This is a genomic window from Pseudomonas sp. S30 (assembly GCF_016518545.1).
Classification (GTDB): domain Bacteria; phylum Pseudomonadota; class Gammaproteobacteria; order Pseudomonadales; family Pseudomonadaceae; genus Aquipseudomonas.
Map to the genome: position 1 here is coordinate 247068 of NZ_JACVTO010000003.1, position 26139 is coordinate 273206.

The window sequence follows — 26139 nt, forward strand, 5'->3', positions numbered from 1 at the left end:
ATGGGAGCCCTGTTCAATCAGGACCCTGCAGGTCTGCTCAATGCCACGCTCCCACTACGAAACACCCCAGCTCATCTATCTCGCCTTCGGTCCGGCCACGTACCATCAGGAGGCCTGCTTCAGTATCGTCAGTGCCTTGGCACACCTGCGCAGCACGCCAGGGCAGGCCCTGCAGATCCAGGTCTACACCGACGACCCCAAGCCCTACGAGGGCCTTCCGGTCACGCTCCACCTGCTGGACGAGCAGACCCGTCGCCGCTGGAACGAACCCCACGGCTATCATTTCCGCAGCAAGCATGTGGTGCTGCGCGAGGTGCTGACCCGGCACGCGCGCGCGATCCTGATCGACACGGACACCTTCTTCCGCACATCGCCCATGGAGCTGGTGCATCGGGTCCAGGCAGGCAGCCTGCTGTGCAACATGATCAAGGGTCGCTATGACCAACACACCCACTGCCCGCTCTACGTCAACCTCAAGGCGTCGCTGGAACAAAGGGGCCTGGCTGACGGCAGCATGCCCACGGTCAACTCCGGGGTGATCGGGCTCACCGACCAGGATGCCTCCGTGCTCGACCGCTCCATCGCCCTGATGGATGAGTACTATCCTCAGGCCGATGGCGCCTACACCCTCGAGGAGTTCTGCCTGGCCGTGGCCGCCTACCGCACCCTCGCACTCAATGAATGCACCGATGTCATCCATCACTACTGGAGCCGCAAGCAGCTGTTTCGCGCCAAGATCCAGGCATGGCTGCGCAAACACGCCGCCGATCCCCTCAGCGAGGCCGCGCTGGCGGATGTCGACAAGGTCAGCGACCAATTGCCGCGCCCGCCCCTGCTGCATCGCCTGAGCTACAAGGCGATGAGCCTGACCCTGCCCAGCCACCAGCGTCAGTTCGCCCGGGAATTGCTGTATGGCTGCTACGCCTACCCCAACGAGTTCGATCGCGCGAGCGCGTCGGCCTGGTGGGACAAGGCGCTGGAAAACATCGACCAACGACATGGCGGCCTGAGCCCGGAACAGCTGCGCAGGTGCCTGCGTCAGCCCGGACTGCGCCTGACCCTGGGAGCCCGGCGCGAGGAAGTCGAGCGGCACTTGCTGGCTACGCGTCAACACTAGCGCGTCTACTGGCCAGCCCTGCATGGACGGCGTACTCTCGCTGCATGTCCGCTCTGAACCGTCTGGTCTGCTCACTGCTGCTCATCTGCCTGAGCCCGTTGGCCCAGGCCGAGCGTCTGCGCCTGGTCAGCGACGACTGGGCGCCCTACATCTATCGGCAGTACGGACGGCCCACCGGGCTCGACCATGAAGTGGTCAGCGAAGTGTTCAAGCGCCTGGGCGTGGAGGTGGACTGGCAGTTCCTGCCGTGGAAGCGCTGCCTGGCGATGGTCGAACAGGGGCTGGCCGACGGCATCATGGACATTTTCCATGTCGATGAGCGCGAGCCCTATCTCATCTATGCACCCGAACCGCTGTCGACCGTGGAGTTCGTGCTGTACCAGGCCAACGCCCGGCCACACCCCGTGCAGCGCCTCGAAGAGCTTGGCGGGTTGCGCATCGGCACATCGCCTGGCTACACCTACGGTGACGCCTTCGAGGCCGCTCTACCGCTTCGCCGCGAAGATGCCCCGACCCACGAGGCCAATTTCGGCAAGCTGATGCTCGGACGCATCGATCTGCTGATCACCGATCGCCGCGCCGGGCGCTACCTGCGTCAGCGACTGGGGTTGCAGGATGTGGTTCAGGAGTTGCCGTTGATCGTCGGCCATCAGCCGCAGTATCTGGGCCTGGCGCGCAAATCGGGCCGTGAAGCCCTGGCCAGGGCGTTCGGCGAAGAGTTGCAGCGCTTCAAGCGCGAGCCGGCCTACGCGGCGTTGATCGCGCGCTACCGAGAGGCTCCCGAGGATTTTCTCGACGCCGTTGAGCAGCATGATCGCAGCACGATGCGCTAGCTCTGTTATACTCGGGCCTTCCCGCCCGGCTCACGCCCGGACGCTCGGCCTCGCAACAGGCATCTCGACCCGCAGCGCCGCACCCCAAGGTGCCCGCCGCCGCCCTCCCGGATGCGCAGTGTAAGCCCAGCTGGACCGGACGCGATCGCATCCCTTCGATGCCCGTCGCGCCAGGCAGAACATCCCACAGGGCCCAGCCCACACGAGAACAGGATTGCCCATGTCCTTTGCTTCCCTCGGTCTCTCCGAGGCACTTGTCCGCGCTATCGAGGCTGCGGGCTATACCCAGCCTACCCCGGTGCAACAGCGGGCCATTCCCGCCGTGTTGCAAGGTCGCGACCTGATGGTCGCCGCTCAGACAGGTACCGGTAAAACCGGTGGCTTCGCCCTGCCGATCCTGGAACGCCTGTTCCCGGATGGCCACCCCGACAAATCCCAGCGTCACGGCCCGCGCCAACCGCGCGTACTGGTCCTGACGCCGACCCGCGAACTGGCCGCGCAGGTCCACGACAGCTTCAAGGTCTATGCCCGTGACCTGAAATTCGTCAGTGCCTGCATCTTCGGTGGTGTCGGCATGAATCCGCAGGTCCAGGCCATGGCCAAGGGCGTCGATGTCCTGGTCGCCTGCCCCGGGCGCCTGCTCGACCTCGCCGGCCAGGGCAGCGTCGACCTGTCCAAGGTCGAGATCCTGGTGCTGGACGAAGCCGACCGCATGCTCGACATGGGCTTCATCCACGACGTGAAGAAGGTCCTGGCCCGGCTGCCGGCCAAGCGCCAGAACCTGCTGTTCTCGGCGACCTTCTCCAAGGACATCACCGACCTGGCGGACAAGCTGCTGCACAACCCCGAGCGCATCGAGGTCACGCCGCCCAATACCACCGTCGAACGTATCGAGCAGCGAGTCTATCGCCTGGCGGCCAGCCACAAGCGTGCCCTGCTGGCGCACCTGATCACCCTCGGCGCCTGGGAGCAGGTGCTGGTGTTCACCCGCACCAAGCACGGTGCCAATCGCCTGGCCGAGTACCTGGAAAAGCACGGCCTGACCGCTGCCGCGATCCATGGCAACAAGAGCCAGAATGCCCGCACCAAGGCCCTGGCCGACTTCAAGGCCAACAGCGTGCGCGTGCTGGTGGCCACCGACATCGCGGCCCGCGGCCTGGACATCGATCAATTGCCCCACGTGGTCAACTTCGAGCTGCCCAACGTCGAGGAAGACTACGTCCACCGCATTGGCCGTACCGGTCGCGCCGGCCGGTCCGGCGAGGCCATCTCGCTGGTGGCGCCGGATGAAGAGAAGCTGCTCAAGAGCATCGAGCGGGTCACCCGCCAGAAGATCCCGGATGGCGACCTGATGGGCTTCGACGCCTCTCAGGTGGAAGCGGAAAAACCCGAAGTGCGCGAGCGTCAGCCGAGCAATGGTCGCGGCGGCCGTAATCAGCCGCGTGGCGAGAGCAGCAAGGAAGGCAGCGGCGGGCGCAAGGACAAGGGCAAGGACAAAGGCCGTGCCAAGCAGCCCTCTGCGGAAAAACCTGCCGACAAGGAAGGCGCCGGCGAAAAGTCCCAGGCCAGGAAGCAGGAGCCGCGCAAGCCGCGCGACAACCGCAAGCCTCGCCAGGCTCAGAACGGCCAGGCCCAGACCAGCGCGCCCAAGGTGCCGCAGGACCGCGATCCTGAGGTGTTCCTGGACGATGACATCGACAATTTCGGCAACCGTGCCGATTACGTCAGCCCCTACCAGAATGGCAAGGGCCAGGGCCGCAACCGTCGTCCCGGCGGTAATGGCGGTCAGGCTCAGGGCCAAGGCCAGCGTTCCGCAGGCGGCCAGCCACGCAGCAATAACGGCGGTGGTGGTGGGCAGCGCCAGGGCGGCCAGGGCGGCGACAAGCGCCCGCGCAACAATGCCGGCGGCGCACGTCGCGATGGCAATCCAGGTCGCGGTCGCCGTGAAGACAGCTCGCGTCAGGAGCCGGCCGTGCGTAATCCACGGGAATCGCAGCCCGCACCGGTGATCATTCGCAAGGAATCCAAGCTCGATCGCTATCCGACACCCGAGCAGCTGGAAGACTTGCCAAGCCGCCCACGGGGTGAGCGTCCGGCACTATTGACCCGCAAGGGCGGCTAGGCGCCGGTACCGGAGCAGGCGCTATCGGCGATGGCCGGTGGCACCGGCCTGGGGCAGGTGCAAAGGGCTGCTTCGCAGCCCGTCGCGGGGAGTAGCGGCGAAGCGCCGCTACCGAGGGCTCATTTCTGTTTCACGCCTTCCAGGCTGATGTCCAGATCCAGCGTCTGGGAGGTCGGGCCTGGGCCTTTGATGCCGAAGTCGCTCAGGTTCAGCGTAGTCTTGGCATTGAAGCCGGCGCGCTCGCCACCCCATGGATCCTTGCCTTCACCGTTGAACACGGCCTTGAAAGTGACCGGCTTGGTCACGCCGTGCAGGGTCAGGTCGCCGGTCACGTCGGCGGTCTTGTCACCAGTGGACTTCACCGCAGTCGAGACGAACTTGGCCTCAGGGTACTTCTTGACGTCGAGAAAATCGGCGCTGGCGATGTGCTTGTCACGTTCGGCGTGATTGGACCACAGGCTGGCGGTTTTCAGGTCGACGCTGATCTTGCTGGCTTCCGGCTTGGCGCTGTCCCAGCTGAAATTACCGTCGAAGTCCTTGAACGTGCCGTGGATGAAGCTGTAGCCCAGGTGGCTGATCTTCCAGTCGACGAAGGCGTGCTGGCCTTCCTTGTCGATCTTGTACTCGGCAGCCATTGCCTGACCTGCGCCAAGCAGAGCGGTACCGAGGGCCAGTGCTGCAAACGTCTTCTTCAACATCCTTAGTTCCTTCCATTGCGATTGAGGTTGAGGGTCAAGCCTTGCGGCCCAGCATGCGAGTGAGGGTCGCGTCACGGTCGATGAAATGGTGCTTGAGGGCGGCCAGACCATGCAAACCGGCGAAGATCACCAGCCCCCAGGCCAGGTACAGATGGATCGTGCCGGCAACGTCTGCCTGGTCGGGCAGGTTGCTGACCAGCGCCGGTACTTCGAACAGGCCGAACACCGGAATGCCGACGCCGTCGGCGGTGGAGATCAGGTAGCCCGCGGTCATCACCGCGAACAGCCCCAGGTACAAGCCCAGATGCCCGAGCTTGGCCGCGACACGGGTGAAGGTGCCGTGGGTGGCCAAGGTCGGCGGCGGCGGGCTGATCAGGCGCCACAGCACTCGCAGCAGCATCGTCGCCAGCAATACCAGGCCGATGCTCTTGTGCAGGTCCGGGCCAGCTTTGCGCCACGGATCGTAGTAGTCGAGCCCGACCATCCACAGCCCCAGGCCGAACAGGCCGAATACGGCCAGCGCCACACCCCAATGGAGGGCGATGCTGACCGCACCGTAGCGCGAGGCAGAGTTGCGCAGTTGCATGATGGCGTTATCCCCCGAAGAAGCTGAGCACACGATAGCGCGAAAAACATCGAATGAAAGCGGAAAAAACCGCTTCATATTATCGATATATCCGATTTATTAGTGTGTGATCGGCCCATTAAGAAAACATTAACTTGGGCCGAATGTCACCTGCGAGGCGCCGTGAAGCGCTTCGGCGAGAAACCCTCGCCGAAGCTCGATGACGCCAGCGATCAGTCTGCCTTGCTCGGGCTGTCGGAGGCTGACTTGTGCTTGGCCTGCTCAGGCTTGCTCACGGCCTTTTTGGCCGTCTCGGGCTTGCTGGGCTGCTTGGCCGCCGGCTTGTGGGCCGGGGCATGCTTGGCAGGCGCCGCCTTGGCCGGCGTGGACGTGCTCGGCGCCGTTTTGGCGGCAGCCGGTTTCGCGGCAGGCTTGGGCGGCACATCCTTGGCGGCCGGCGCGGCAGCGGGCGTGGCTGGCGCAGGGGCTGGCACCGGAGGCGCCGCCACTGCCGGCTGCGCAGGCGGGGTCACCGGTGCAGGCTGAGTGACGGGTTGATCGTCGCCACCGAACAGGCGCGAGAAGAAGCCGGGCTTCTCCTTGGCCGGCGCGGCGGCAGGTGCCGACGGCGTGGCCGCATCAGGCTTGCTGGCCGCTGCGTCGCTCCCACCGAACAGGCGCGCGAAGAAGCCAGGCTTGTCCTTGGCCGGTGCTGCGGCAGGTGCCGGCGGGGTGGCCGGTTCCGCTTTACTGGCCGGTGCGTCGCCGCCACCGAACAGGCTCGCGAAGAAGCCGGGCTTGGGCTTGGCCGCCGCCGCCCCTGCAGCCGCAGCGCCCGCCACCACGGGTGCAGCCTTGGCCACCGGCTCGAACGACTTGCCCGCCGCCAGATCCTCGACCTGCCCCGCCGCACGCTGGCCGCTGCGCAGTGCGCCTTCCAGGGTGCCTGGGTAGAGCGCATCGGTGTGCTCGCCGGCGAAGGCGACGCGCTGCATCGGACGCTCCCACAGACGCCAGTACTTGCTGATCTGTCCCGGCCCATAGGCCAGGTAGGCGCCACCGGTACCCGGATCTGCGCTGTAGCGCTTGACCTCGTAGCCGGTGAACGCGCCCCGCGCCTGTGGATACAACGCATGCAGGCGAATCAGCACCTGATCGACCATCTGCTTGTCGCCGAAGGCTTGCAACAGGCGCGCGTTATCCCCGGACAGGTTGATCACCAGGTTGGCGCCGCCCTTGAGTGCGGGTTCGACCCACAGCATGCCCAGCCCAGCGTTGCTGTAGATCTCGCCCGACAGGCGCGAGCGACTTTCCCACACCGGGTTCTTGAACTTGAGCAGCAACTGATCGCGCCACCCATAGTTGGTGCCCTTGACCGCAGCCATGTGCTGGGCGTCCAGCGACGGCGTCATCTGGATCCTGGCCAGCGCACGCAGCGGCACCGCCAGCACCACGTAGTCGGCCTGGTAGCCCACGGAGCCGACCTTGACGGTCACCCCGTCCTTGTCCTGGACGATGGCGCTGACCGGCGAGTTGGTCTTCAGGGTCTTGATCTGCTTGACGAAGGCCTGGGCCAGCACCGGGCTGCCACCGGGCAGGCGGGCGGCGCGCAGGTCGCGATCGCCCACCCCGCGATACACCCGCGCCTGCTGGGCGAAGTACAGCAGCGACAGCCGCGACGGCTCGTCGTAGCGGGTGCGGATTTCCTGATTGACCAGCTGGCGCGCGGTGGCGGGCAGTTGCAGTTTGTCCAGCCAGGCCGCCACGTTGATCTGATCGAGGGCGAACAGGGTGTTGTTGGTCGCCGGATTGGCCGGATCGTCGATGGAGGCGGCCAGGTCGTCGAGGGTCTTCTCGTAGCGCTTGATGGCCTCGGCGGTGGCCGGCTGCTTGGTGGCCAGGTCGACTGGGCTGAAGTACTCGCCGTCGATCAGATAGCCGGGCGCGCGCACGAACTCGGGCGCGGGCAGGGTCTCGAGCTTGAAGCGTTGCAGGTACTGGTTGAGCACCGGCTGCGCCTTGTCGTTACCGATCCATTCGCTGGTCGCCAGCCCCGAGCGCCCACCGATACCGGCCTTGGCTTCGAGCAAGGTCACCTGCCAGCCCTTGGCCTGAAGTTCATAGGCCGCCGTCAGGCCTGCCATGCCGCCGCCGACCACGATCGCCGTGGGCGTCTTGTCCTTCGCCAGCGCCCCAGCGCTGGTTGCACCTATCAACACCAATGCGCACAGGCGCACCCAAGCAGCAGCCATGTCGGCGAACTCCGGATCAGAAGCGAGAATGTAAGTGGGGAGGTATTCCCCGAGAGGCGCGTGAAGAATACGTCAGGAGCCCTCGGGCCTGCCAGCGCGATGCATGCTTGCGTGCGTGCGCAAAATCCGAGGTTGTTCCTGCAGGTGGCTTTGCTTAGGCTTACGCCGTCTTACCCGCCACCCCGTCAGGAGATATGCCCATGGGCCTGAATCAACAGTGGATGCAGCGCGACCTCGAGGTCCTCTGGCACCCCTGCACGCAGATGAAAGACCACGAGCACCTGCCGCTGATCCCGATTCGTCGCGGTGAGGGCGTGTGGCTGGAGGACTTCGACGGCAAGCGTTACCTGGACGCGGTGAGCTCCTGGTGGGTCAACGTCTTCGGCCACGCCAACCCGCGCATCAACCAGCGCATCAAGGATCAGGTCGACCAGCTCGAACACGTGATCCTCGCAGGCTTCAGCCATCAGCCGGTGATCGAGCTGTCCGAGCGTCTGGTGGCCATGACCCCGCCTGGCCTGGATCGGGTGTTCTACGCCGACAATGGCTCGTCGTGCATCGAAGTGGCGCTGAAGATGAGCTTCCACTATTGGCAGAACAAGGGCCAGAGCGCCAAGAAGCGCTTCGTCACCCTGACCAACAGCTACCACGGCGAGACCATCGCCGCGATGTCGGTCGGCGACGTGCCGCTGTTCACCGAGACCTACAAGCCGCTGCTGCTCGACACCCTCAAGGTGCCCAGCCCCGACTGCTACCTGCGCCCTGAAGGGGTGAGCTGGGAGGCGCACTCGCGCACCTTGTTCGAGGTCATGGAGCAGACCCTGGCCGAGCACCACGCCAGCATCGCGGCGGTGATCGTCGAGCCGCTGATCCAGGGCGCCGGCGGCATGCGCATGTACCACCCGGTCTACCTCAGGCTGCTGCGCGAAGCCTGCGACCGCTACGGCGTGCACCTGATCCATGACGAGATCGCGGTGGGCTTCGGCCGCACCGGCACGATGTTCGCCTGCGAGCAGGCCGGCATTCGCCCCGACTTCCTGTGCCTGTCCAAGGCACTCACCGGGGGCTACCTGCCGCTGGCCGCCTGCCTGACCACCGACGATGTATACCAGGCGTTCTACGACGACTACCCGACCCTGCGCGCCTTCCTGCATTCGCACAGCTACACGGGCAACCCGCTGGCATGCGCCGCGGCCCTGGCGACGCTGGACATCTTCGAGCAGGACCAGGTGATCGAAGCCAACAAGGCCCTGGCCACGCGCATGGCCAGTGCCACGGCGCACCTGGTCGATCACCCCCATGTGGCGGAAGTGCGCCAGACCGGCATGGCCCTGGCCATCGAAATGGTCAAGGACAAGGCCGGCAAGGTCGCCTACCCGTGGCAGGAACGCCGCGGCCTCAAGGTCTTCGAGCATGCCTTGAGCCGCGGCGCCCTGCTGCGCCCGTTGGGTAGCGTGGTGTACTTCCTGCCGCCGTACGTGATCACCCCGGAGCAGATCGATTTCCTCGCCGAAGTGGCCAGCGAAGGCATCGACATCGCCACCGCCGGGCAGATCAGCGTGGCGGTGCCTGCCAACTTCCATCCCGACTTCCGCGACCCGGGCTGAGCCGAGCCGGCCCCCTGGATGCGCCCCGCACGGGCGCCTGCCCCTTCACCCACGAGCCTGACCATGAGACTGTCCCGCTTCTTCATCGACGCCCCCCTGAGCCTCGGCGAGCACGCGCTCCCCGAGACCCAGGCCCATTACATCGGCCGCGTGCTGCGCATGAGCGCAGGCGACGCAGTGCAATTATTCGACGGCAGCGGTCAGGAATACCTGGGCCAGCTGCTGGAAGTCGGCAAGAAATCGGTGCGGGTCGCACTCGAGCAGGCCATCGCCGGCCAGCCCGACTCACCGCTGCAGGTGCACCTGGGTCAGGGGCTGTCGCGTGGCGAGCGCATGGACTGGGCGATCCAGAAGGCCACCGAGCTGGGCGTGCAGGCCATCACCCCGATCGTCAGCGAGCGCTGCGAGGTGCGCCTGAAGGATGAACGCGCCGACAAGCGCCTGGCCCACTGGCGCCAGGTGGCGATCAGTGCCTGTGAACAGTGCGGCCGTTCGAGCCTGCCGCAGATCCTCGCGCCGGTGACCCTGGGCGAGTGGATCGAGACGGTCGAGGCCGACCTGAAGCTGGTGCTGCACCCCGTCGCCCAGGCGCTGAGCAGCCATGCCAGGCCGCAGCGCCTGGCGTTCCTGATCGGCCCGGAAGGGGGGCTGAGCGACGCCGAAGTCGAGCAGGCCAAGGCCGCCGGTTTCCACGCCGCGCGCCTGGGTCCACGGGTGCTGCGCACCGAGACCGCACCGGTGGTGGCGCTGTCGGTGGCGCAGCAGCTGTGGGGCGATTTCTAGCGCTGTCTGAAAAGACTGGGCGAGGCGTGACGGCCGCGTAACTTCAGGCGACATAGAACGACACCGCGATGAAATGCATCAGGCTGCCGGCGATGACGAACAGGTGCCAGATACCGTGCCAGTGCCGGAAGCGGCTGTCGAAGGCGAAGAAGATGATGCCGACGGTGTACAGCACGCCGCCGGCGGCCAGCCAGGCGAAGCCGGCCGTACCGAGCCGGTGCAGCAGTGGGTCGACGGCGACCAGCACGATCCAGCCCATCACTGCGTAGATGATGATCGACAGGACCCGCGCCTCTGAGCGCGGCTTGATCTCCTGCAGCATGCCGATCAACGCCAGCCCCCAGACCACGCCGAACAGGCTCCAGCCCCAGGGCCCGCGCAGGCTGACCAGGCAGAACGGCGTATAGCTGCCGGCGATCAGCAGGTAGATCGACAGGTGATCGAGCTTGCGCATGACCACCTTCGTGCGTCCACGCGTGCTGTGATAGAGCGTGGAGATGCTGTAGAGCATCAGCAGGGTGAAGCCATAGATGGAGAAGCTGACGATCTTCCAGGGATCGCCCTGCAGGCCCGCAACGGCAATCAGCCAGATGGCGCCAACGGCAGCCAGGAGGGCGCCGACGAGATGGGTCCAGGCGTTGAAACGCTCACCGTGATACATGGGTAAACAGACTCCCTTTATCGCGACCAGTTTCAAGGACAGCAGATACCAGAGGCACTTTGCAAGGGACAGATGACCCTTGCGTGACACGCCGGGCGCGAGGGTGCATGCTTTCCTGGCCTTGCCCTCAGCCCAATGCCGCCTCGCGCACCAGCCGCTCCAGAGCGATGAGGTCCGGCACGCGAGCCACGAGATCGCCCACTTGCACGGCGGCCTGCTCCAGCTCGGCCAGCGGCACGTCCACATAGTTGAGCTGGCTGTCGAGCTTGCACGAGCGCGGAATGCCCTGCAGCAGCAGCGCCAGGTAGCGCTGGTCGCTGTCGCCCAAGGCGTTGAGCACCACGATGCGGGCTCGCTCGCCGCAGGGCGTCTGGCCGCCACAGGCGGCTTCGAAGCCGATCAGCGGCAGGCGCTGCTGGCGCCAGGCGATCCAGCCCATGTGCCAGGCGGGTTGGTGACGCTCGCAGACGAACGCCCGCTCACCGATCAGTTCGGCCACCGCCACGTTCGGCAGCACCAGGGTGCGGTCGCCCAGGGGCAACAGCAGCCCGGTGAGGCTGCTGCGCTGGCCGGCGATGTGTTCAAGCATGGGCTTGGCTCCAGTGGGCGATGCTTTGCAGCAGCACCGATTCCTGATAAGGCTTGCCGAGGTATTCGTTGACGCCGATGGCCATGGCCCGGTCGCGGTGCTTCTGGCCGGTCCGCGAGGTGATCATGATGATCGGCAAGCCATGCATGCGGTTGTCGCGGCGGATGCGCGTGGCCACCTCGAAACCGTCCATGCGCGGCATCTCGATGTCCAGCAGCAGCACATCGGGGCGATGCTGCTCCAGCAGGGCCATGGCATCGACACCGTCCTTGGCGGTCAGCACGCTCATGCCGTGACGCTCCAGCAGGCGGCTGGTGACCTTGCGCACCGTGACCGAGTCGTCCACCACCATCACCAGCAACTGCCGACGCGGCGCCGGGCCGAACAGCGATCGGCCAGACGCATCGTCCACCGGCAGACGCGCCAGGCGTCGCTGCTGGCCGCGCAACTGGCCGAGCAGGTCGAGGATCAGCACCACTCGCCCGTCACCGAGCAAGGTCGCGCCGGACAACCCCGGCACCGCCGCGAACTGCGGGCCCAGGCTCTTGACCACGATCTCGCGGCTCGGCGACAGGCTGTCGACCTGGATCGCGAACGACTGCTCCTGGGCGTGCATCAGCAGCACCGGCAGCGGCACGCTCTGGCCCAGCAGGCGTGGCCGGGCCACTGCCTGCAACAGCTCGCCCAGGTAGCGCAGCCGGTAGTCCTGACCGCCATAGCGGTAACGCGGTGGATCCTGCTGATAGCAGGCTTCGAGCTCGGCCGGGGGCACCCGCACGATACCCTCGATGGTGTCCAGGGGAATGGCGTACTGCTCGTCGCCCAGGTGGACCATGAGCGCCCGGTTCAGCGAAACGGTGAACGGCAGGCGGATCTGAAAGCGCGCGCCCTTGCCGGCGCTGGACTCGATGGTCATCGAGCCGCCGAGCTGCTTGACCTCCTCGTGCACCACGTCCATGCCCAGGCCACGCCCGGAAATCTGGGTGATCTTTTCGGCGGTCGAAAAACCCGGACGCAGGATGAACTGGAGAATCTCGTGGTCGCTCAGCCGCGCCTGAGGCGCCAGCAGGCCACGCTTGATGGCTTTTTTGCGTACCGCCTCGAGCGGCACCCCGGCACCGTCGTCGCTCATTTCGATGACGATGTCCGCGCCTTCGTGCAGCAGGTCCAGGTGAATGGTGCCCTGCTCCGGCTTGCCCGCCGCCAGGCGCACCTCACGCGGCTCCAGGCCATGGTCCACGGCGTTGCGCAGCATATGTTCCAGGGGCGCGACCATGCGTTCGAGCACGCTGCGGTCCAGCTCGCCTTCGGCGTTGCCCACCACCAGTTCCACCTGCTTGCCCAGCTCGCTGGCCACCTGCCGCACGACCCGCTGCAAACGCGGCACCAGGCGCTCGAAGGGCACCATCAAGGTGGCGGTGAGACCTTCCTGCAACTGGCTGTTGACCCGCGCCTGCTGCTGCAGCAGGCCGTGGGCTTCCTGGGTCTGCTGCGCCAGGGTCTCCTTGAGGTCGAGCAGGTCGGACGCCGACTCGAACAGTGCCTGGGACAACTGCTGCAACTGCGAGTGACGGTCCATCTCCAGCGGATCGAAGTCGTCGTACACATCGCCTTCGGCCTGCCAGCGACCGGCCATGCGCGCCTGGGTCTCGGTGTCCAGGCGCAGCAACTGGTCGCGCATGCGTTCCAGGGTGGTTTCCATCTCGCTGAGGGCGAATTGCGCATCGTTGACCTGCTGCTCGATGCGCCCGCGGATGATCGCGTGCTCGCTGGCCAGGTTGCCCAGCTCGTCGAGCAGTTCGGCATCGACCTTGACCATGTCCCCCGGCGTGCGCTCGGCAGCCAGCGCCGGCGACTCCGCGGCATCGGCCTGCACCGGCACCTGCCCGGCGGCGCTGTCGGTCAGCGCGGCGCTGGAGAAGTTGCGGATGAAATCGATCAGCGCCGTGGCCGCATGCAGCGGCTGTGCTGCGCGCACCGCATCGAGCATCTGCGCCAGACGGTCGTGGCAGTTCTGCAACAGGCTGAACAGGGCCGGGGTGGGTGGCAGCCGGCCCGCGGCGAGCAACTCGTAGAGAAACTCCAGTTCGTGGGCCAGATCGCCAATGGCGGCGATCTGCACCATGCGCGCGCCGCCCTTGAGGGTATGCAGGTCGCGCAGCAGGTTCTCCGCTTCGACCCGGCTGCGCGGATCGGCCTGCCAGCGTGCCAGGGCCGCCGCAGCACTTTCGACGATGTCCGAGCTCTCTTCGAGAAACACCTCCAGCAGCTCGGCATCGGCAGGCGCCTGCTCGGGCGGATCGACACGGGTCGGCGACGGCCAGGCCTGGCGGTATTCGCGCAGTTGCGCCAGCAGGGTCACCGCCGAGTCGGGCATCCGGCCCTGACGCAGGTCGTCGAGCATCTGCGCCAGGGCGGCGTGGCTGCGCTGCAACAGCTCGAACGCTGCGTCGTCCAGCGGTAGAGGCCGCTGCGCCAGGGCGTGGTAAACCCGCTCCAGCGCCTGGGCGAGCAGCTCGATCGGCCCGATCGCCGCCAGTTGCGCGCCGCCTTGCAGCGTCTGCAGGTCCTGCTGCAAGGCTGCAGCCACCGAGGATCCAGGCAGCGAGGCGCTCTGCGGGGCCTGCCGCCACCGCAGCAGGGCCTTGTCGGCGCCGTCGAGCAGGTCGCCGGCCTCTTCGAGGAACAGTTGCACCACGGCCGGCTCCGGCCACTGCCCCGCCGCCGCCAGCGGCGTCACACCGTCAGCGCCGACCACCGCGCTGACCGCCGGATCCAGGGCACTGTCGAGCACCCGGCGCAGGTCCTGCAGGCACTGCTCGGCGGGCGTGACGTCCTGACCTGCGGCGATTTCGTCGAACATGTCGATCAGGCATTCGTGGGCCTGGCGCGCCAGGGCGAAGAAGTGCCCGTCGGCACTCAGGCGCCCCTCCTCGACCGCGCCATACAGATCCAGCAGCGCTTCGCAGACGGCGTCCACCTGCCAGAAGTCCGCCAGGTGCGCGCCATGGCTCAGGGTGGTCAGCTCGTCCAGCAGGGTTTCCAGCGCCTGGTGCTGGCGCGGCTGCTCCTGCCAGCGCGAGAGCAGCGACTCGGCATCGAGCAGAATGTCCATGCCCTGGGTGAGAAAGCTGGCGATCAACTGCGGATCCCGTCGGCCATGCGGCCGGTGCGGGGCATGGTCCTGAACCAGCGCCAGACGAGCGTCCACGGCCAGCCCGACCTGCTCGATCAGCTCGGTGGCACCGGAAATAGGTGCCAGGGGCGTCTGTTCGAGCTGCGCCAACCCGCGCCGGAACGCGCCTGCGGCGCTGCACAGCGCGTCGAGGTCTGCCGCCTGCACGTCCAGCCGATGGGCCTTGTATTCGCGCGCCAGTCGGTCGAACGCGGTGGCCAGCTCGGCGATCGGCATCACCCCGGCCATGGCGGCGCTGCCCTTGAGCGTGTGCAAGGCGCGCTGCAAGGCGTCGGTCACGGGCGTGTCCTGCCCCGCCGCCGCCTCGATGAACGCGTCCAGGCTGGCCAGGTGCCCCTCGGCCTCGTTGCGGAAGATGGCCAGCAACTGCCGGTCGAGCCCCTCGACCGCTGTGCGCGACGACCCATGGCGCGCCGCCAGGGCATGCAGGTGGTCGCCCAGTCGCTCCAGCTCGGCCAGGCGCGGCGGTTGGCCGACGGCGAAATCGGCCAGCAGATCGGGCAGGTGTACGAAGGCCTGTTGCAAGGCCACCAGACCGTCGCCGGCTACATCGATGCGCCCTTCCAGTGCTCGGTTGAGCAGGTGCTCGGCGGCCCAGGCCAGCTCGGCCACCACCCCCGCCCCGACCATCCGCCCGCTGCCCTTGAGCGTGTGCAAGGCCCGGCGCAAGGCGACCAGGGCTTCGCGCGGGTGGTCGTCGGCACGCCAGCGCAGCCACTGCCGCTCGATTTCCGGCAACAGGTCGCCGGCCTCTTCGAGAAACACCTCGCGCAGGTCGTCATCGATCCCGTCATCGGCCTGCGGCAATGGCGGCGCTTCGGCTTCATGGCGGCTGTGCAGGCCGAGCCTGGCCAGGCTCGCCGCGGCCAGGTCGAGAAAGCGCTGGGGATCGGCCAGTGGATCGGCCACCTGCCATTGCAGGTAGCACTCCAGCGCGCTGAGGGCGTCGGCCAGCGGTTCCAGCTGCGCCGGCGCGGGCGGCTGCTCCAGTGCAGCGATCGAGTCCTGCACATGCTCGGCGCACAGGCCGAACAGCGCCGCCACGCTCGGCAACATCAGCATGGCCAGTGCCCCGCGTACCTGCTGGAACAGCCCCGGCAAGGGTTGCAGGCGCTGGCGCGACCAGCCCGAATGCAGGCAGTCGCCCAGCAGGTCCCTGGCCTGCTGCAGCACCGACAGCGACTCCTCGAAGACGCGCTGACGAATCTCGTGCTGATCGGCACTGGCAAGGCCACCTTCCACGCCCTCCGCCAGCCCGCCGAGCATGCCGTTGAGCGTCGCCTCGACGTACAGCAGCGCGCCGGCCACGTCCAGCAGCGGCGCATCGGTCACCGCCGTCTCGCCCTCGGCCAGCGCTTGCAGGACCAGTACCTGGTCGATGATCACCCGCCGCGGCTGCTGGAAGCCCAGTACGGCGAGGGTATCGGCGACATGACGCAAGGGCGCCAGCAGGCGCCGCAAGGGCTCGGGCGGCGCGCGGCCGTTGGCCACGAACGGATCGAGGCGTTCCTTGATGCGCAGCAGGTCGTCGCACAGGGCGGTGATCACCGAGCGCAGGGCGTCGCGCCCTTCGCCGACCGCCAGCGGTTGCGGCCACTGGCCCAGCGACAGGTCGAGGCCGGCCAGGTCGCTGGCGCCGGCCAGGCGTCGCGCCGCCTCGCCCATGAGGCTGTCCTGGGCCAGGGCCTCGGCACCCCGGCACGCGCGCAGCTGGTTGAGCAGCGGCAGTACCGTCAGCGGCAGGTCGTGGCGTGCGCCGCGCAGGCGATCCAGATACGCCGGCAGCTGCTCGAGGCCGCGCTGCAAGGCGCCCAGGCAATCGCCGCGCAGGCCGACCTGGCCTGCGTGCAGTGCCCGCCCGAGCTGCTCCAGCTCTTCGGCCAGGCGCGCCGCGCCGTTGAGTTCGAGCATCGCCAAGCAGCCACGCACCTGATGCAGGTGGTCGACGAACAGCGCCAGGGCCTGCGGCTCGTCCGGCGAGCGCTCCAGCGCCTGGCGGGCCTGGGCGAGGCATTCGGCGATGGCCGCCCTGGTCCAGCTCAGGCCGACGGTATCGTGACGCAGGGGGTTCATGGGCATGACAGCCATCGACGGTGCCTCAGCTCTGCTCGGCCGGGGCCGGCAGGGTGAATCCCGACACCGACCGGCGCATCTCGCTGGCCATCTTCGCCAGGTGCCGGATGCTGTCGGCGGTGGCGCCGGAGCCATGGGAGGTTTGCGCGGTGATCTGCTGGATCACTGCCATGGTGTGGGAAATCTGCCCAGCCGAGGAGGTCTGCAACTGCGCGGCGTCGGAGATGCTGTGGATGAGCTCGGCCAGGTTCTGCGACACCCCCTCGATCTCGGCCAGGGCCACCCCGGCGTCCTGGGCCAGACGCGCGCCACGCACCACTTCGGCAGTGGTCTGCTCCATGGAGATCACCGCCTCGTTGGTGTCGGCCTGAATGGTGCGCACCAGCGCCTCGATCTGCCGGGTGGCCGAGGACGAACGTTCGGCCAGGCGCTGCACCTCGTCGGCGACCACGGCGAAACCGCGCCCGGCCTCACCGGCCAGCGAGGCCTGGATCGCCGCGTTGAGGGCGAGGATGTTGGTCTGCTCGGCGATGTCGTCGATCAGGCTGACGATATCGCCGATCTCCTGGGACGATTCGCCCAGGCGCTTGATGCGCTTGGCGGTGTCCTGGATCTGTTCGCGAATGTTGTCCATGCCGTCGATGGTGTTGTGCACCACCTCGTTGCCCTTGTTGGCGATGGCCACCGATCGCTCGGCCACCTTCGCCGACTCGTAGGCATGGGCCGATACCCGGTCGATGGATTCGACCATGTCGCCCACCGCCAGGGACGCTTCGCTGATCTGCTCGGCCTGGTGCTCCGAGGCCTTGGCCAGCTGGCGCGCAGTGTTCTGCGTGTCCTGCACGGCGGCGGCCACCTGTTCGGCACTGTGGTTGATGGTCGCCACCAGGTCGCGCAGCTGGTCGACCGAATAGTTGATGGAGTCGGCGATGGCGCCGGTGAAGTCCTCGGTGACCGAGACATTGACAGTCAGGTCGCCGTCGGCCAGCTCCTCGATTTCGTCGAGCAGGCGCATGATCGCCTGCTGGTTGCGCTCGTTCTTCTGCGCGGTGTCGCGCAGCTGGCGACTGGTCGCGCGCACCATCACCAGGCCGATGAGGATGATCGAGGTGAGCGCCAGCAGCCCCAGCACATAACCGCCGACGGTATCCAGGGTGCGCCCGGCCAGGTTCTCGAAGCCGGTGGCCAGGTGCGAGGCTTCGTCGAGCAGGGTCTGCGACAGGCTGAAGATATTGCTGGCCGCTTCGCGCACGTGCTGAAGCTCGGGCGAGGTCTCGAGGATCTCGTCGACCGTGCCGGACACGAACTGGAACAATTCGGCGATCTCGGCCAGTCGCGCACGGGCGTCAGGGTCTTCGACCCGGGTCACCTGGATCGCCGGGTTGCCGTCGAGCATGCCCTGCAGCACCTGGCCGAAGCGGCTGGCGTCGCGGCCGAAGGTGTCGGCGGCCTGCACCGCGGCCTCGTCGCCGCCGAGCACCGTGTTGACCGAGCCGAGAATGCGCTCGGCCAGCAGCAACTGGCGCTGGGCCACGGCCACCTGGCTGGCCGGTGCGCCGCTCTGCAAGAGGATTTCCACCACTTTCTCGTACTCGATCTGCAGCTGCGGCACGGTCTCGGCCAGGGTCGCCGCCACCTGGTGCAGGGACAGCACGGTCTGCTCGCTGGCCAGGATGACGTCGGTGTTGCGCCGCAGGTTCTCCCAGTCCTGGCGCACCGCATCCATTTCGTCGCGCACCGTGGCGGGGGCCGGTGGCAACCCGGTGGTCCTGTCGCCTTCGCGCAGGTACTTCCAGCGGCGCTCGAAATCGTTGCGCGCATCCGACAGCAGGCGGAAGGCCAGGGCCTTGCCCGCCGCGGCCTCGGTGGCGTTCTTGGCGATGCGCTGGGACAGCACGCGCAGCTCGCCGGCATGACCGATGTACTGCTTGTCGTGGTTGGACTGGGTATTGAGGTAGGCGAAGTTGGCGAACAGCAGCACGATCGACAGGATCAGCACCACGAACAGCACGGTGATCTGCGCGGTGCTGCGAGGACGCTGGGCCACCGCTTCAGGCACGACGGTGGGAGCTGGCTTGTTCATCGAAACACTCACGTTGATGGGTTCCTCTACAGCGCCACATCGAGAAAGCCCGGGGTCTGGGCCAGGGTGAAGGGGCTGAAGATCGCCCAGTTGTGCTCGCGGGGGAAATGCCCCTGGACGAAAGGCGTCGCAGCGCCGATCAGAGGTTGCGGGGGCGACAGGACCAGGCTTTCCACGGCGAAGTGCTGCAGGCCCACGACCTCGTCCACCAGCAGGCCGACGAACAGGTCCTCGTGGTCCAGCACCAGCACCCGCCGCTGCTTGCCCGCCGTCGCCGGGCCGAGACCGAGAAAGGCCGACAGGTCCATCACCGGCAGCAGCCGGCCACGCAGGTTGGCCACGCCGCGCACCCAGGGTTGCACGCCCGGCACGCGACTGCTGCGTGGCTCGCGCAGCACCTCGGCGACTTCCCCCATGGGCGCCACCCACCACTGCCCGGCGATGCGAAAGCCGATGCCGCTCCAGTGCTGCGGGCGACTGTCCTCGGCGGGCTGGGCGGCGACCAGCGCGCGGCAACGGCGATCGATGTCCAGCAGCAGCTCGAAGGCGGTCAGCGACGCGCCCTGGGGGCGGGTGGTCAAGCGCCCAGCACCTCTTTGAGCTTGGCGATCAGCGCGTGCTCCTCCACCGGCTTGGTGAGGAAATCGCGCGCGCCCTGGCGCGTGGCCCAGATACGGTCGGTTTCCTGATCCTTGGTGGTGACCACGATCACCGGGATGGCGCGGGTCTCGGGATCCTTGCTGAGCTGGCGAGTGGCCTGGAAGCCATTCATCCCGGGCATGACGATGTCCATCAGCACGGCATCGGGCTTGTTCAGGCGGGCCAGGGCCACGCCGTCCGCACCGTTGTTGGCCTTGAGGACCTGGTGGCCGTGCTGCTCGAGCCAGCCGGTCAGTTTGTGCATTTCTGTCGGCGAGTCGTCGACAATCAGAACTCGGGCCATGCGGTTTCCCCATCAGAAACATGAAGGCCGCGCCAATGAGGGCGCGGTCAGGGTGCGTGCGATGCGTGTTCGGCGAATCCGGGCACGTGCACGCGGATCGCCTCGAGCAATTCGTCCTTGGTGAAGGGCTTGGTCAGGAACTGGTCGGAGCCCACCACCCGGCCACGGGCCTTGTCGAACAGGCCATCGCGCGAGGACAGCAGGATCACCGGGGTGTCCTTGAACACGCTGTGCTGCTTGATCACCGCGCAGGTCTGATAGCCGTCCAGACGCGGCATCAGCACGTCGACGAAAATGATGCGCGGCGCATGATCGACGATCTTGGCCAGGGCATCGAAGCCATCGCAGGCAGTGATCACCTCGCACCCCACTTCGCTCAGCAGGGTCTGGGCGGTGCGGCGGATGGTGCGCGAATCGTCGATCACCATCACCTTCAGAGCTTGTTCCATAATCGCCTACCAGTGAGGGGGCGAGCTGCCGGCTCGCACGCTGCCAGCCATCAGCGCCAGGGCGCAGGAAAACGCAACCACGCCGACGGGCACTACCTGCCGCTTGCCGCTGAAGGCTCGCAGCTGCTTTTTAACACAGTCAGGATAGGCATTCCATCCGCCTGCCCCTTGACCGGTCGCGCTGGCGGCGCCACCCTGAGCGCCTTTTCATTGTCATCGCGGCCCTCGGTCGCCTAGAGGATCTACCCATGAGCGTTCGCCTCGGGATTGTCATGGACCCCATCGCGTCCATTTCCTACAAGAAGGACAGTTCGCTGGCCATGTTGCTGGCCGCGCAGGCGCGCGGGTGGGAGCTGTTCTACCTGGAGCAGCGCGACCTCTACCTGGGGGGCGGACAGGCCCGTGCGCGCCGTCGGCCGCTGACGGTCTTCGCCGACCCGGCGCGCTGGTTCGAGCTGGGCGAGGAGCAGGACAGCGCCCTGAGCGAGCTGGACGTGGTGCTGATGCGCAAGGATCCGCCGTTCGACATGGAGTTCGTCTACAGCACCTACCTGCTGGAGCAGGCCGAGCGTGACGGCGTGTTGATCGTCAACAAGCCGCAGAGCCTGCGCGACTGCAACGAAAAGCTGTTCGCCACCCAGTTCCCGCAGTGCATGGCGCCGACCCTGGTCAGCCGCCGCGCAGACATCCTGCGCGAGTTCGCCGCCACGCATGGCGATGTGATTCTCAAGCCCCTCGACGGCATGGGCGGCGCCTCGGTGTTCCGCCATCGCCAGGGCGACCCGAACCTCTCGGTGATCCTGGAAACCCTCACCCAGCACGGCCATCAGCAGATCATGGCGCAAGCCTACCTGCCGCAGATCGTCGACGGCGACAAGCGCATCCTGATGATCGACGGCGAGCCGGTGCCCTATTGCCTGGCGCGGATTCCGGCCAGCGGCGAAACCCGTGGCAACCTGGCCGCCGGCGGTCGCGGCGAAGCCCGCCCGCTGACCGAGCGCGACCGCTGGATCGCCGCCCAGGTGGGGCCAACCCTGCGCGAAAAGGGCCTGCTGTTCGTCGGCCTGGACGTGATCGGCGACTCGCTCACCGAGATCAACGTCACCAGCCCGACCTGCATCCGCGAGATCGACGCCGCCTACGGCACCGACATCGGCGGCCAGCTGATGGATGCCATTGCCCGCCAGCTTCAGGACCGGAGCCGTGGCCAGCAGCCTTGACCGGTCCGCTCCAGGCTGCAAGCCCAGCACAGGCTCGCCCTCGCGCGCGCCTGCTTGCGGCTTCTAGCGCCACGCCCGCCGCTGTCGATCGCGCCCAGGATTGCCGATGACCTCGCCTGCCGATATTCCCGCCGACCTGCTGCCACCGCGCGTACGCCCGGTGGATCGGCTCGGCTTCACCTTGTTCCTGGCCGCGCTGGTGCACCTGGCGCTGATCCTCGGGGTGAGTTTCAGCGCGATCAAACCGGCCGAGATCCGCCAGACCATGGACATCACCCTGGCCACGTTCAAGAGCGAGAAGCCGCCCGAGAAGGCCGACTTCCAGGCGCAGGACAACCAGCAGGGCAGCGGCACGCTGGACAAGAAAGCCGTGCCCACCACCACCGAGGTGGCGCCGTTCCAGGACAGCAAGGTCAATACCATCACCCCGCCGCCGGCCGCCCGCAAGGAAACGCCGCCGCCACCGGCCAAGTCCGCGGTGACCACCCGCGCCAGCAAGCCCCAGAAGGCCGAGTCCGCGCCCAAGGAGAGTCCACCCCAGCCCAAGCCGGCCAAGCCGGCGCCGACCTTCGACAGTTCGCAGCTGTCGAGCCAGATCGCCAGCCTCGAAGCGGAGCTGTCCAACGAACAGCAGTTGTACGCCAAGCGCCCGCGCATCCACCGCCTGAACGCCGCCTCGACCATGCGCGACAAAGGTGCGTGGTACAAGGAGGAGTGGCGCAAGAAAGTCGAGCGCATCGGCAACCTGAATTACCCGGAAGAGGCGCGGCGCCAGCAGCTGTACGGCAGCCTGCGCCTGATGGTGTCGATCAACCGCGACGGTTCGCTGTACGAGGTGCTGGTGCTGGAGTCCTCGGGACAGCCGGTGCTTGACCAGGCGGCCCAGCGCATCGTGCGCCTGGCCGCGCCCTTCGCCCCCTTCACCGGTGACCTGGCCGAGTTCGATCGCCTGGAAATCATTCGCACCTGGCGCTTCGCTCGGGGTGATCGGCTGTCCAGCAACTGACCGCCGCCCGAGCTGCACGGCCGCTGGCACAGGCCAACGGGTGAAACCCATGCCAGCACGCTTGAACCCGGCGCGCGCTGGCGCCACACTAGCCTTCATGAAAACCCTCGCCCCCAGCTACCTCAAGCATCAGTTCCTCATCGCCATGCCGCACATGGCCGATCCGAACTTTGCCCAGACCCTCACCTACATCGTCGAGCACAATGCCAACGGTGCCATGGGGCTGGTGGTCAATCGCCCGCAGGAGCTGAACCTGGCCGATATCCTGGAGCAGTTGCGCCCGGACGAAGAACCCCCGGCCAGCACCCTGCAGATTCCCATCTACCAGGGCGGCCCGGTGCAGACCGATCGCGGCTTCGTGCTGCACAGCCAGGAGTGCAGCTATCAGGCGACGGTGGCGCTGCAAGGCCTGTCGCTGTCCACTTCCCAGGACGTGCTGTTCGCCATCGCCGAGGGCATCGGGCCGAAACGCAGCCTGATCACCTTGGGCTATGCGGGCTGGGAGGCCGGTCAATTGGAAGCGGAGCTGGCCGACAACGCCTGGCTCAATTGCCCGTTCGACCCCGAGATCCTCTTCGGTCTGGCCTGTGAACAGCGCCTGCAGGCGGCTGCGCAGAGCCTGGGCATCAACCTCGCCCTGCTCACCAGCCAGGCAGGCCACGCCTGATGGCCGCGCTACGCCTGTTGCTGGGCTTCGACTACGGCACGCGCCAGATCGGCGTCGCCGTCGGCCAGGTCGTCACCGGCCAGGCGCGTGAGCTGTGTACGCTCAGGGCGCAGAACGGCGTGCCGGACTGGCAGCAGGTGGAAAAGCTGATCGAGGAGTGGAAGCCCGATGCACTGGTCGTCGGCCTGCCGCTGAACATGGACGGCACCGCGAGCGACATGAGCGAGCGCGCGGAAAAATTCGCGCGCCGCCTGCACGGGCGCTACAACCTGCCGGTGCACACCCACGACGAACGCCTGACCACCTTCGAAGCCAAGGGCGAGCAGATGGCCCGCGGCGGACCGCGTGGCAGCTACCGCGACAACCCGGTCGACGCCATCGCCGCAGCCTTGCTGCTGCAGGGCTGGCTGGAGGCCAACACCTGATCATCCGCTTTGCCGCCGGTCGCGCCGGCGCCCCAAGGAGCACGCAATGAGCCTACCCGATCCCGCCGAACTGATTCGGCAGATGGCCGTCGACCTTCGCGCCCACCTGGCGCGCCGCGCCATCCTCGAGCCGCGCTTCATCGGCATCCGTACCGGCGGCGTCTGGGTCGCCCAGGCCCTTCAGCAGGCGCTGGACGACAGCAGCGCCCTGGGCACCCTCGACGTCTCGTTCTACCGCGACGACTTCAGCCAGAACGGCCTGCACCCGCAGGTCCGGCCCTCGGAACTGCCCTTCGAGGTCGAGGGCCAGCACCTGGTGCTGATCGATGACGTGCTCATGAGCGGCCGCACCATCCGTGCCGCGCTCAACGAACTGTTCGACTATGGCCGCCCGGCCAGCGTGACGCTGGTGTGCCTGCTGGACCTGGAAGCCGGCGAATTGCCGATCCGCCCCGACGTGGCCGGCGCGACACTGTCCCTGGCGGCCCATGAGCGGGTAAAATTGACCGGTCCCGCGCCGCTCGGCCTCGAGCGCCAGGACCTCGCCCCCGCTTCCGCCCTTTAAGAGTCCCCGCGATGACGCCATTCGACGCCAAGCGCCCGCTGCAGCTCAACGACCAGGGCCAGCTGCGCCATTTCCTCTCGCTCGACGGTTTGCCCCGCGAACTGCTCACCGAAATCCTCGACACCGCCGACTCCTTCCTCGAAGTCGGCGCCCGCGCCGTGAAGAAGGTCCCGCTGCTGCGCGGCAAGACCGTCTGCAACGTGTTCTTCGAGAACTCCACGCGCACCCGCACCACCTTCGAGCTGGCCGCCCAGCGGCTGTCGGCCGACGTCATCAGCCTGAACGTGTCGACTTCTTCCACCAGCAAGGGCGAGACGCTGTTCGACACCCTGCGCAACCTCGAGGCCATGGCGGCCGACATGTTCGTCGTGCGTCACAGCGATTCGGGCGCCGCGCATTTCATCGCCGAGCATGTGTGCCCGGATGTGGCGGTGATCAACGGCGGTGACGGTCGCCATGCCCACCCGACCCAGGGCATGCTCGACATGCTCACCATCCGTCGGCACAAGGGCAGCTTCGAACAGCTGTCGGTGGCCATCGTCGGCGATATCCTGCACTCGCGGGTGGCGCGCTCGGACATGCTCGCGCTCAAGGCCCTGGGCTGCCCGGACATCCGCGTGATCGGCCCGAAGACCTTGATTCCCGTCGGCATCGAGCAGTACGGCGTGAAGGTCTACAGCGACCTGACCGAAGGGCTCAAGGACGTCGACGTGGTGATCATGCTGCGCCTGCAACGCGAGCGCATGGCCGGGGGCCTGCTGCCGAGCGAAGGCGAGTTCTATCGCCTGTTCGGCCTGACCACCGCGCGCCTGGCAGGCGCCAAGCCCGATGCCATCGTGATGCACCCGGGCCCGATCAACCGGGGCGTGGAGATCGAATCGGCGGTGGCCGACGGCAAGCACTCGGTGATCCTCAACCAGGTCACCTACGGCATCGCCGTGCGCATGGCCGTGCTGTCGATGGCCATGAGCGGCCAGAACGCGCAACGTCAACTCGACCAGGAGAACGCCCTGTGACCCTCAGCATCATCGGCGCACGGGTGATCGACCCTCAGAGCGGCCTCGACCAGGTCACCGACCTGCACCTGGACGGCGCGCGCATCGCCGCCATCGGCGCGGCCCCGGCCGGCTTCAGCGCCAGCCGTACGCTCCAGGCCACCGGCCTGGTCGCCGCGCCCGGCCTGGTCGACCTGGACGTGGCCCTGCGCGAACCCGGCTACAGCCGCAAGGGCAGCATCGCCAGCGAAACCCGCGCTGCGGTGGCTGGCGGCGTCACCAGCCTGTGCTGCCCACCGCAGACCCGGCCGGTGCTCGACACCTCGGCGGTGGCCGAGCTGATCCTGGACCGCGCTCGCGATGCCGGCAACAGCAAGGTCTACCCAATCGGTGCGCTGACCAAGGGCCTGGAAGGCGAGCAGTTGGCCGAGCTGGTGGCCCTGCGCGACACCGGCTGCGTGGCGTTCGGCAATGGCCTCAGGGAAATTCCCAACAATCGTACCCTGGCCCGGGCCCTGGAATACGCCGCCACCTTCGACCTCACCGTGGTGTTCCACTCCCAGGACCGCGACCTGTCCGCTGGCGGGCTGGCCCACGAGGGTGCGATGTCCAGCTTCCTCGGCCTGCCCGGCATCCCTGAAACCGCCGAAACCGTGGCCCTGGCGCGCAACCTGCTGCTGGTCGAGCAGACCGGCGTGCGTGCCCACTTCACCCAGATCACCAGCGCCCGAGGCGCGCGCCTGATCGCCCAGGCGCAGCAACTGGGGCTGCCGGTCACCGCCGATGTGGCGCTGTACCAGCTGATCCTCACCGACCAGGCCCTGCGCGACTTCTCCAGCCTCTACCACGTGCAGCCGCCGCTGCGCACCGCGGCCGACCGCGACGGGCTGCGCGAGGCGGTGAAGGCGGGGGTGATCCAGGCCATTTCCAGCCATCATCAGCCCCACGAGCGTGACGCCAAGCTCGCACCGTTCGGCGCCACCGAGGCCGGGATCAGCAGCGTCGAGCTGCTGCTGCCGTTGGCCATGACCCTGGTCGAGGATGGCCTGCTCGATCTGCCCACCCTGCTGGCGCGCCTGTCCAGCGGCCCGGCCCAGGCGCTGCGCCTACCGGCCGGCGAGCTGAAGGTGGGCGGCGCGGCGGACCTGGTGCTGTTCGACCCGGCCGCTTCCACCCTGGCCGGCGAGCACTGGCTGTCCCGTGGCGACAACTGCCCGTTCATCGGTCATTGCCTGCCGGGGGCGGTGCGCTACACCCTGGTCGATGGCCAGGTGTGCCACGAGGCCTGAG

Annotated in this window: 22 protein-coding genes; 12 read left to right on the forward strand and 10 right to left on the reverse strand. The window is 67.4% G+C overall.

All coding sequences use genetic code 11. The features are described 5' to 3' along the window. The first annotated feature begins 40 nt into the window (after window positions 1-40). From IAE34_RS05600 to IAE34_RS05610, 3 genes are all read left to right on the forward strand, one after another. The gene (locus IAE34_RS05600) at window positions 41-1117 is read left to right on the forward strand and encodes a hypothetical protein (protein ID WP_200137868.1); all 1077 of its coding nucleotides are present in this window, start codon (window positions 41-43) and stop codon (window positions 1115-1117) included. Window positions 1118-1161: 44 nt separating this feature from the next. Beyond that, on the forward strand, window positions 1162-1950 hold the full coding sequence (locus IAE34_RS05605; RefSeq protein ID WP_200137869.1) for a substrate-binding periplasmic protein: 789 nt from the start codon (window positions 1162-1164) through the stop codon (window positions 1948-1950). Between the two features lie 220 nt (window positions 1951-2170). After that, the gene (locus IAE34_RS05610; RefSeq protein ID WP_200137870.1) at window positions 2171-4072 is read left to right on the forward strand and encodes a DEAD/DEAH box helicase; all 1902 of its coding nucleotides are present in this window, start codon (window positions 2171-2173) and stop codon (window positions 4070-4072) included. A gap of 119 nt (window positions 4073-4191) precedes the next feature. Here IAE34_RS05610 and IAE34_RS05615 read toward each other — a convergent pair whose 3' ends face one another. The 3 genes from IAE34_RS05615 to IAE34_RS05625 all read right to left on the reverse strand — a co-directional run bounded on the left by IAE34_RS05615 (window position 4192) and on the right by IAE34_RS05625 (window position 7587). Next, window positions 4192-4770 carry a YceI family protein gene (locus tag IAE34_RS05615; RefSeq protein WP_200137871.1) on the reverse strand — a complete coding sequence of 193 codons (579 nt, stop codon included), beginning with the start codon at window positions 4768-4770 and terminating at the stop codon, window positions 4192-4194. A 34-nt stretch (window positions 4771-4804) separates the two neighbouring features. Then, window positions 4805-5356 carry a cytochrome b gene (locus IAE34_RS05620; protein ID WP_200137872.1) on the reverse strand — a complete coding sequence of 184 codons (552 nt, stop codon included), beginning with the start codon at window positions 5354-5356 and terminating at the stop codon, window positions 4805-4807. Window positions 5357-5568: 212 nt separating this feature from the next. After that, window positions 5569-7587: a flavin monoamine oxidase family protein gene (locus IAE34_RS05625; protein ID WP_200137873.1), complete on the reverse strand. Its 2019-nt coding sequence runs from the start codon at window positions 7585-7587 to the stop codon at window positions 5569-5571. A 200-nt stretch (window positions 7588-7787) separates the two neighbouring features. On the opposite strand from IAE34_RS05625, the gene IAE34_RS05630 reads away from it, so the two are divergent. Both IAE34_RS05630 and IAE34_RS05635 read left to right on the forward strand, forming a co-directional pair. Beyond that, a complete protein-coding gene (locus IAE34_RS05630) occupies window positions 7788-9194 on the forward strand; it encodes an adenosylmethionine--8-amino-7-oxononanoate transaminase (protein ID WP_200137874.1) in 1407 nt (468 codons plus the stop codon). 63 nt (window positions 9195-9257) lie between these two features. After that, complete coding sequence (locus tag IAE34_RS05635; RefSeq protein WP_200137875.1) at window positions 9258-9977, forward strand: 16S rRNA (uracil(1498)-N(3))-methyltransferase; 720 nt, start codon at window positions 9258-9260, stop codon at window positions 9975-9977. Between the two features lie 43 nt (window positions 9978-10020). Here IAE34_RS05635 and trhA read toward each other — a convergent pair whose 3' ends face one another. The 7 genes from trhA to pilG form a co-directional block, all read right to left on the reverse strand. Next, a complete protein-coding gene (gene trhA, locus IAE34_RS05640; RefSeq protein ID WP_200137876.1) occupies window positions 10021-10638 on the reverse strand; it encodes a PAQR family membrane homeostasis protein TrhA in 618 nt (205 codons plus the stop codon). Between the two features lie 127 nt (window positions 10639-10765). After that, complete coding sequence (locus tag IAE34_RS05645) at window positions 10766-11227, reverse strand: chemotaxis protein CheW (protein WP_200137877.1); 462 nt, start codon at window positions 11225-11227, stop codon at window positions 10766-10768. Beyond that, on the reverse strand, window positions 11220-16496 hold the full coding sequence (locus IAE34_RS05650; RefSeq protein WP_200137878.1) for a hybrid sensor histidine kinase/response regulator: 5277 nt from the start codon (window positions 16494-16496) through the stop codon (window positions 11220-11222). Before IAE34_RS05650 ends, IAE34_RS05645 begins: the two co-directional genes overlap by 8 nt. 25 nt (window positions 16497-16521) lie before the next feature. Then, window positions 16522-18579 (reverse strand): methyl-accepting chemotaxis protein, encoded by a 2058-nt coding sequence (locus IAE34_RS05655; RefSeq protein ID WP_200137879.1) that lies wholly within the window; start codon window positions 18577-18579, stop codon window positions 16522-16524. Between the two features lie 26 nt (window positions 18580-18605). Beyond that, window positions 18606-19160 carry a chemotaxis protein CheW gene (locus IAE34_RS05660; RefSeq protein ID WP_200137880.1) on the reverse strand — a complete coding sequence of 185 codons (555 nt, stop codon included), beginning with the start codon at window positions 19158-19160 and terminating at the stop codon, window positions 18606-18608. Further along, complete coding sequence (gene pilH, locus IAE34_RS05665) at window positions 19157-19522, reverse strand: twitching motility response regulator PilH (protein WP_200137881.1); 366 nt, start codon at window positions 19520-19522, stop codon at window positions 19157-19159. The genes IAE34_RS05660 and pilH overlap by 4 nt, the downstream gene beginning before the upstream one ends. 47 nt (window positions 19523-19569) lie before the next feature. After that, window positions 19570-19971 (reverse strand): twitching motility response regulator PilG, encoded by a 402-nt coding sequence (pilG, locus tag IAE34_RS05670; protein ID WP_200137882.1) that lies wholly within the window; start codon window positions 19969-19971, stop codon window positions 19570-19572. Between the two features lie 248 nt (window positions 19972-20219). Here pilG and gshB point away from each other — a divergent pair, with 248 nt between their 5' ends. The 7 genes from gshB to IAE34_RS05705 all read left to right on the forward strand — a co-directional run bounded on the left by gshB (window position 20220) and on the right by IAE34_RS05705 (window position 26138). Then, window positions 20220-21191 (forward strand): glutathione synthase, encoded by a 972-nt coding sequence (gene gshB / locus IAE34_RS05675; protein WP_200137883.1) that lies wholly within the window; start codon window positions 20220-20222, stop codon window positions 21189-21191. A gap of 106 nt (window positions 21192-21297) precedes the next feature. Further along, window positions 21298-22197 (forward strand): energy transducer TonB, encoded by a 900-nt coding sequence (locus tag IAE34_RS05680; RefSeq protein ID WP_200137884.1) that lies wholly within the window; start codon window positions 21298-21300, stop codon window positions 22195-22197. 97 nt (window positions 22198-22294) lie between these two features. Further along, window positions 22295-22864 carry a YqgE/AlgH family protein gene (locus IAE34_RS05685; RefSeq protein WP_200137955.1) on the forward strand — a complete coding sequence of 190 codons (570 nt, stop codon included), beginning with the start codon at window positions 22295-22297 and terminating at the stop codon, window positions 22862-22864. Further along, on the forward strand, window positions 22864-23289 hold the full coding sequence (gene ruvX, locus IAE34_RS05690; protein WP_200137885.1) for a Holliday junction resolvase RuvX: 426 nt from the start codon (window positions 22864-22866) through the stop codon (window positions 23287-23289). The genes IAE34_RS05685 and ruvX overlap by 1 nt, the downstream gene beginning before the upstream one ends. A gap of 46 nt (window positions 23290-23335) precedes the next feature. After that, complete coding sequence (pyrR, locus tag IAE34_RS05695) at window positions 23336-23854, forward strand: bifunctional pyr operon transcriptional regulator/uracil phosphoribosyltransferase PyrR (RefSeq protein WP_200137886.1); 519 nt, start codon at window positions 23336-23338, stop codon at window positions 23852-23854. An 11-nt stretch (window positions 23855-23865) separates the two neighbouring features. Beyond that, complete coding sequence (locus tag IAE34_RS05700; protein ID WP_200137887.1) at window positions 23866-24870, forward strand: aspartate carbamoyltransferase catalytic subunit; 1005 nt, start codon at window positions 23866-23868, stop codon at window positions 24868-24870. Further along, window positions 24867-26138: a dihydroorotase gene (locus IAE34_RS05705; RefSeq protein ID WP_200137888.1), complete on the forward strand. Its 1272-nt coding sequence runs from the start codon at window positions 24867-24869 to the stop codon at window positions 26136-26138. The genes IAE34_RS05700 and IAE34_RS05705 overlap by 4 nt, the downstream gene beginning before the upstream one ends. Window position 26139: the final 1 nt, after the last annotated feature.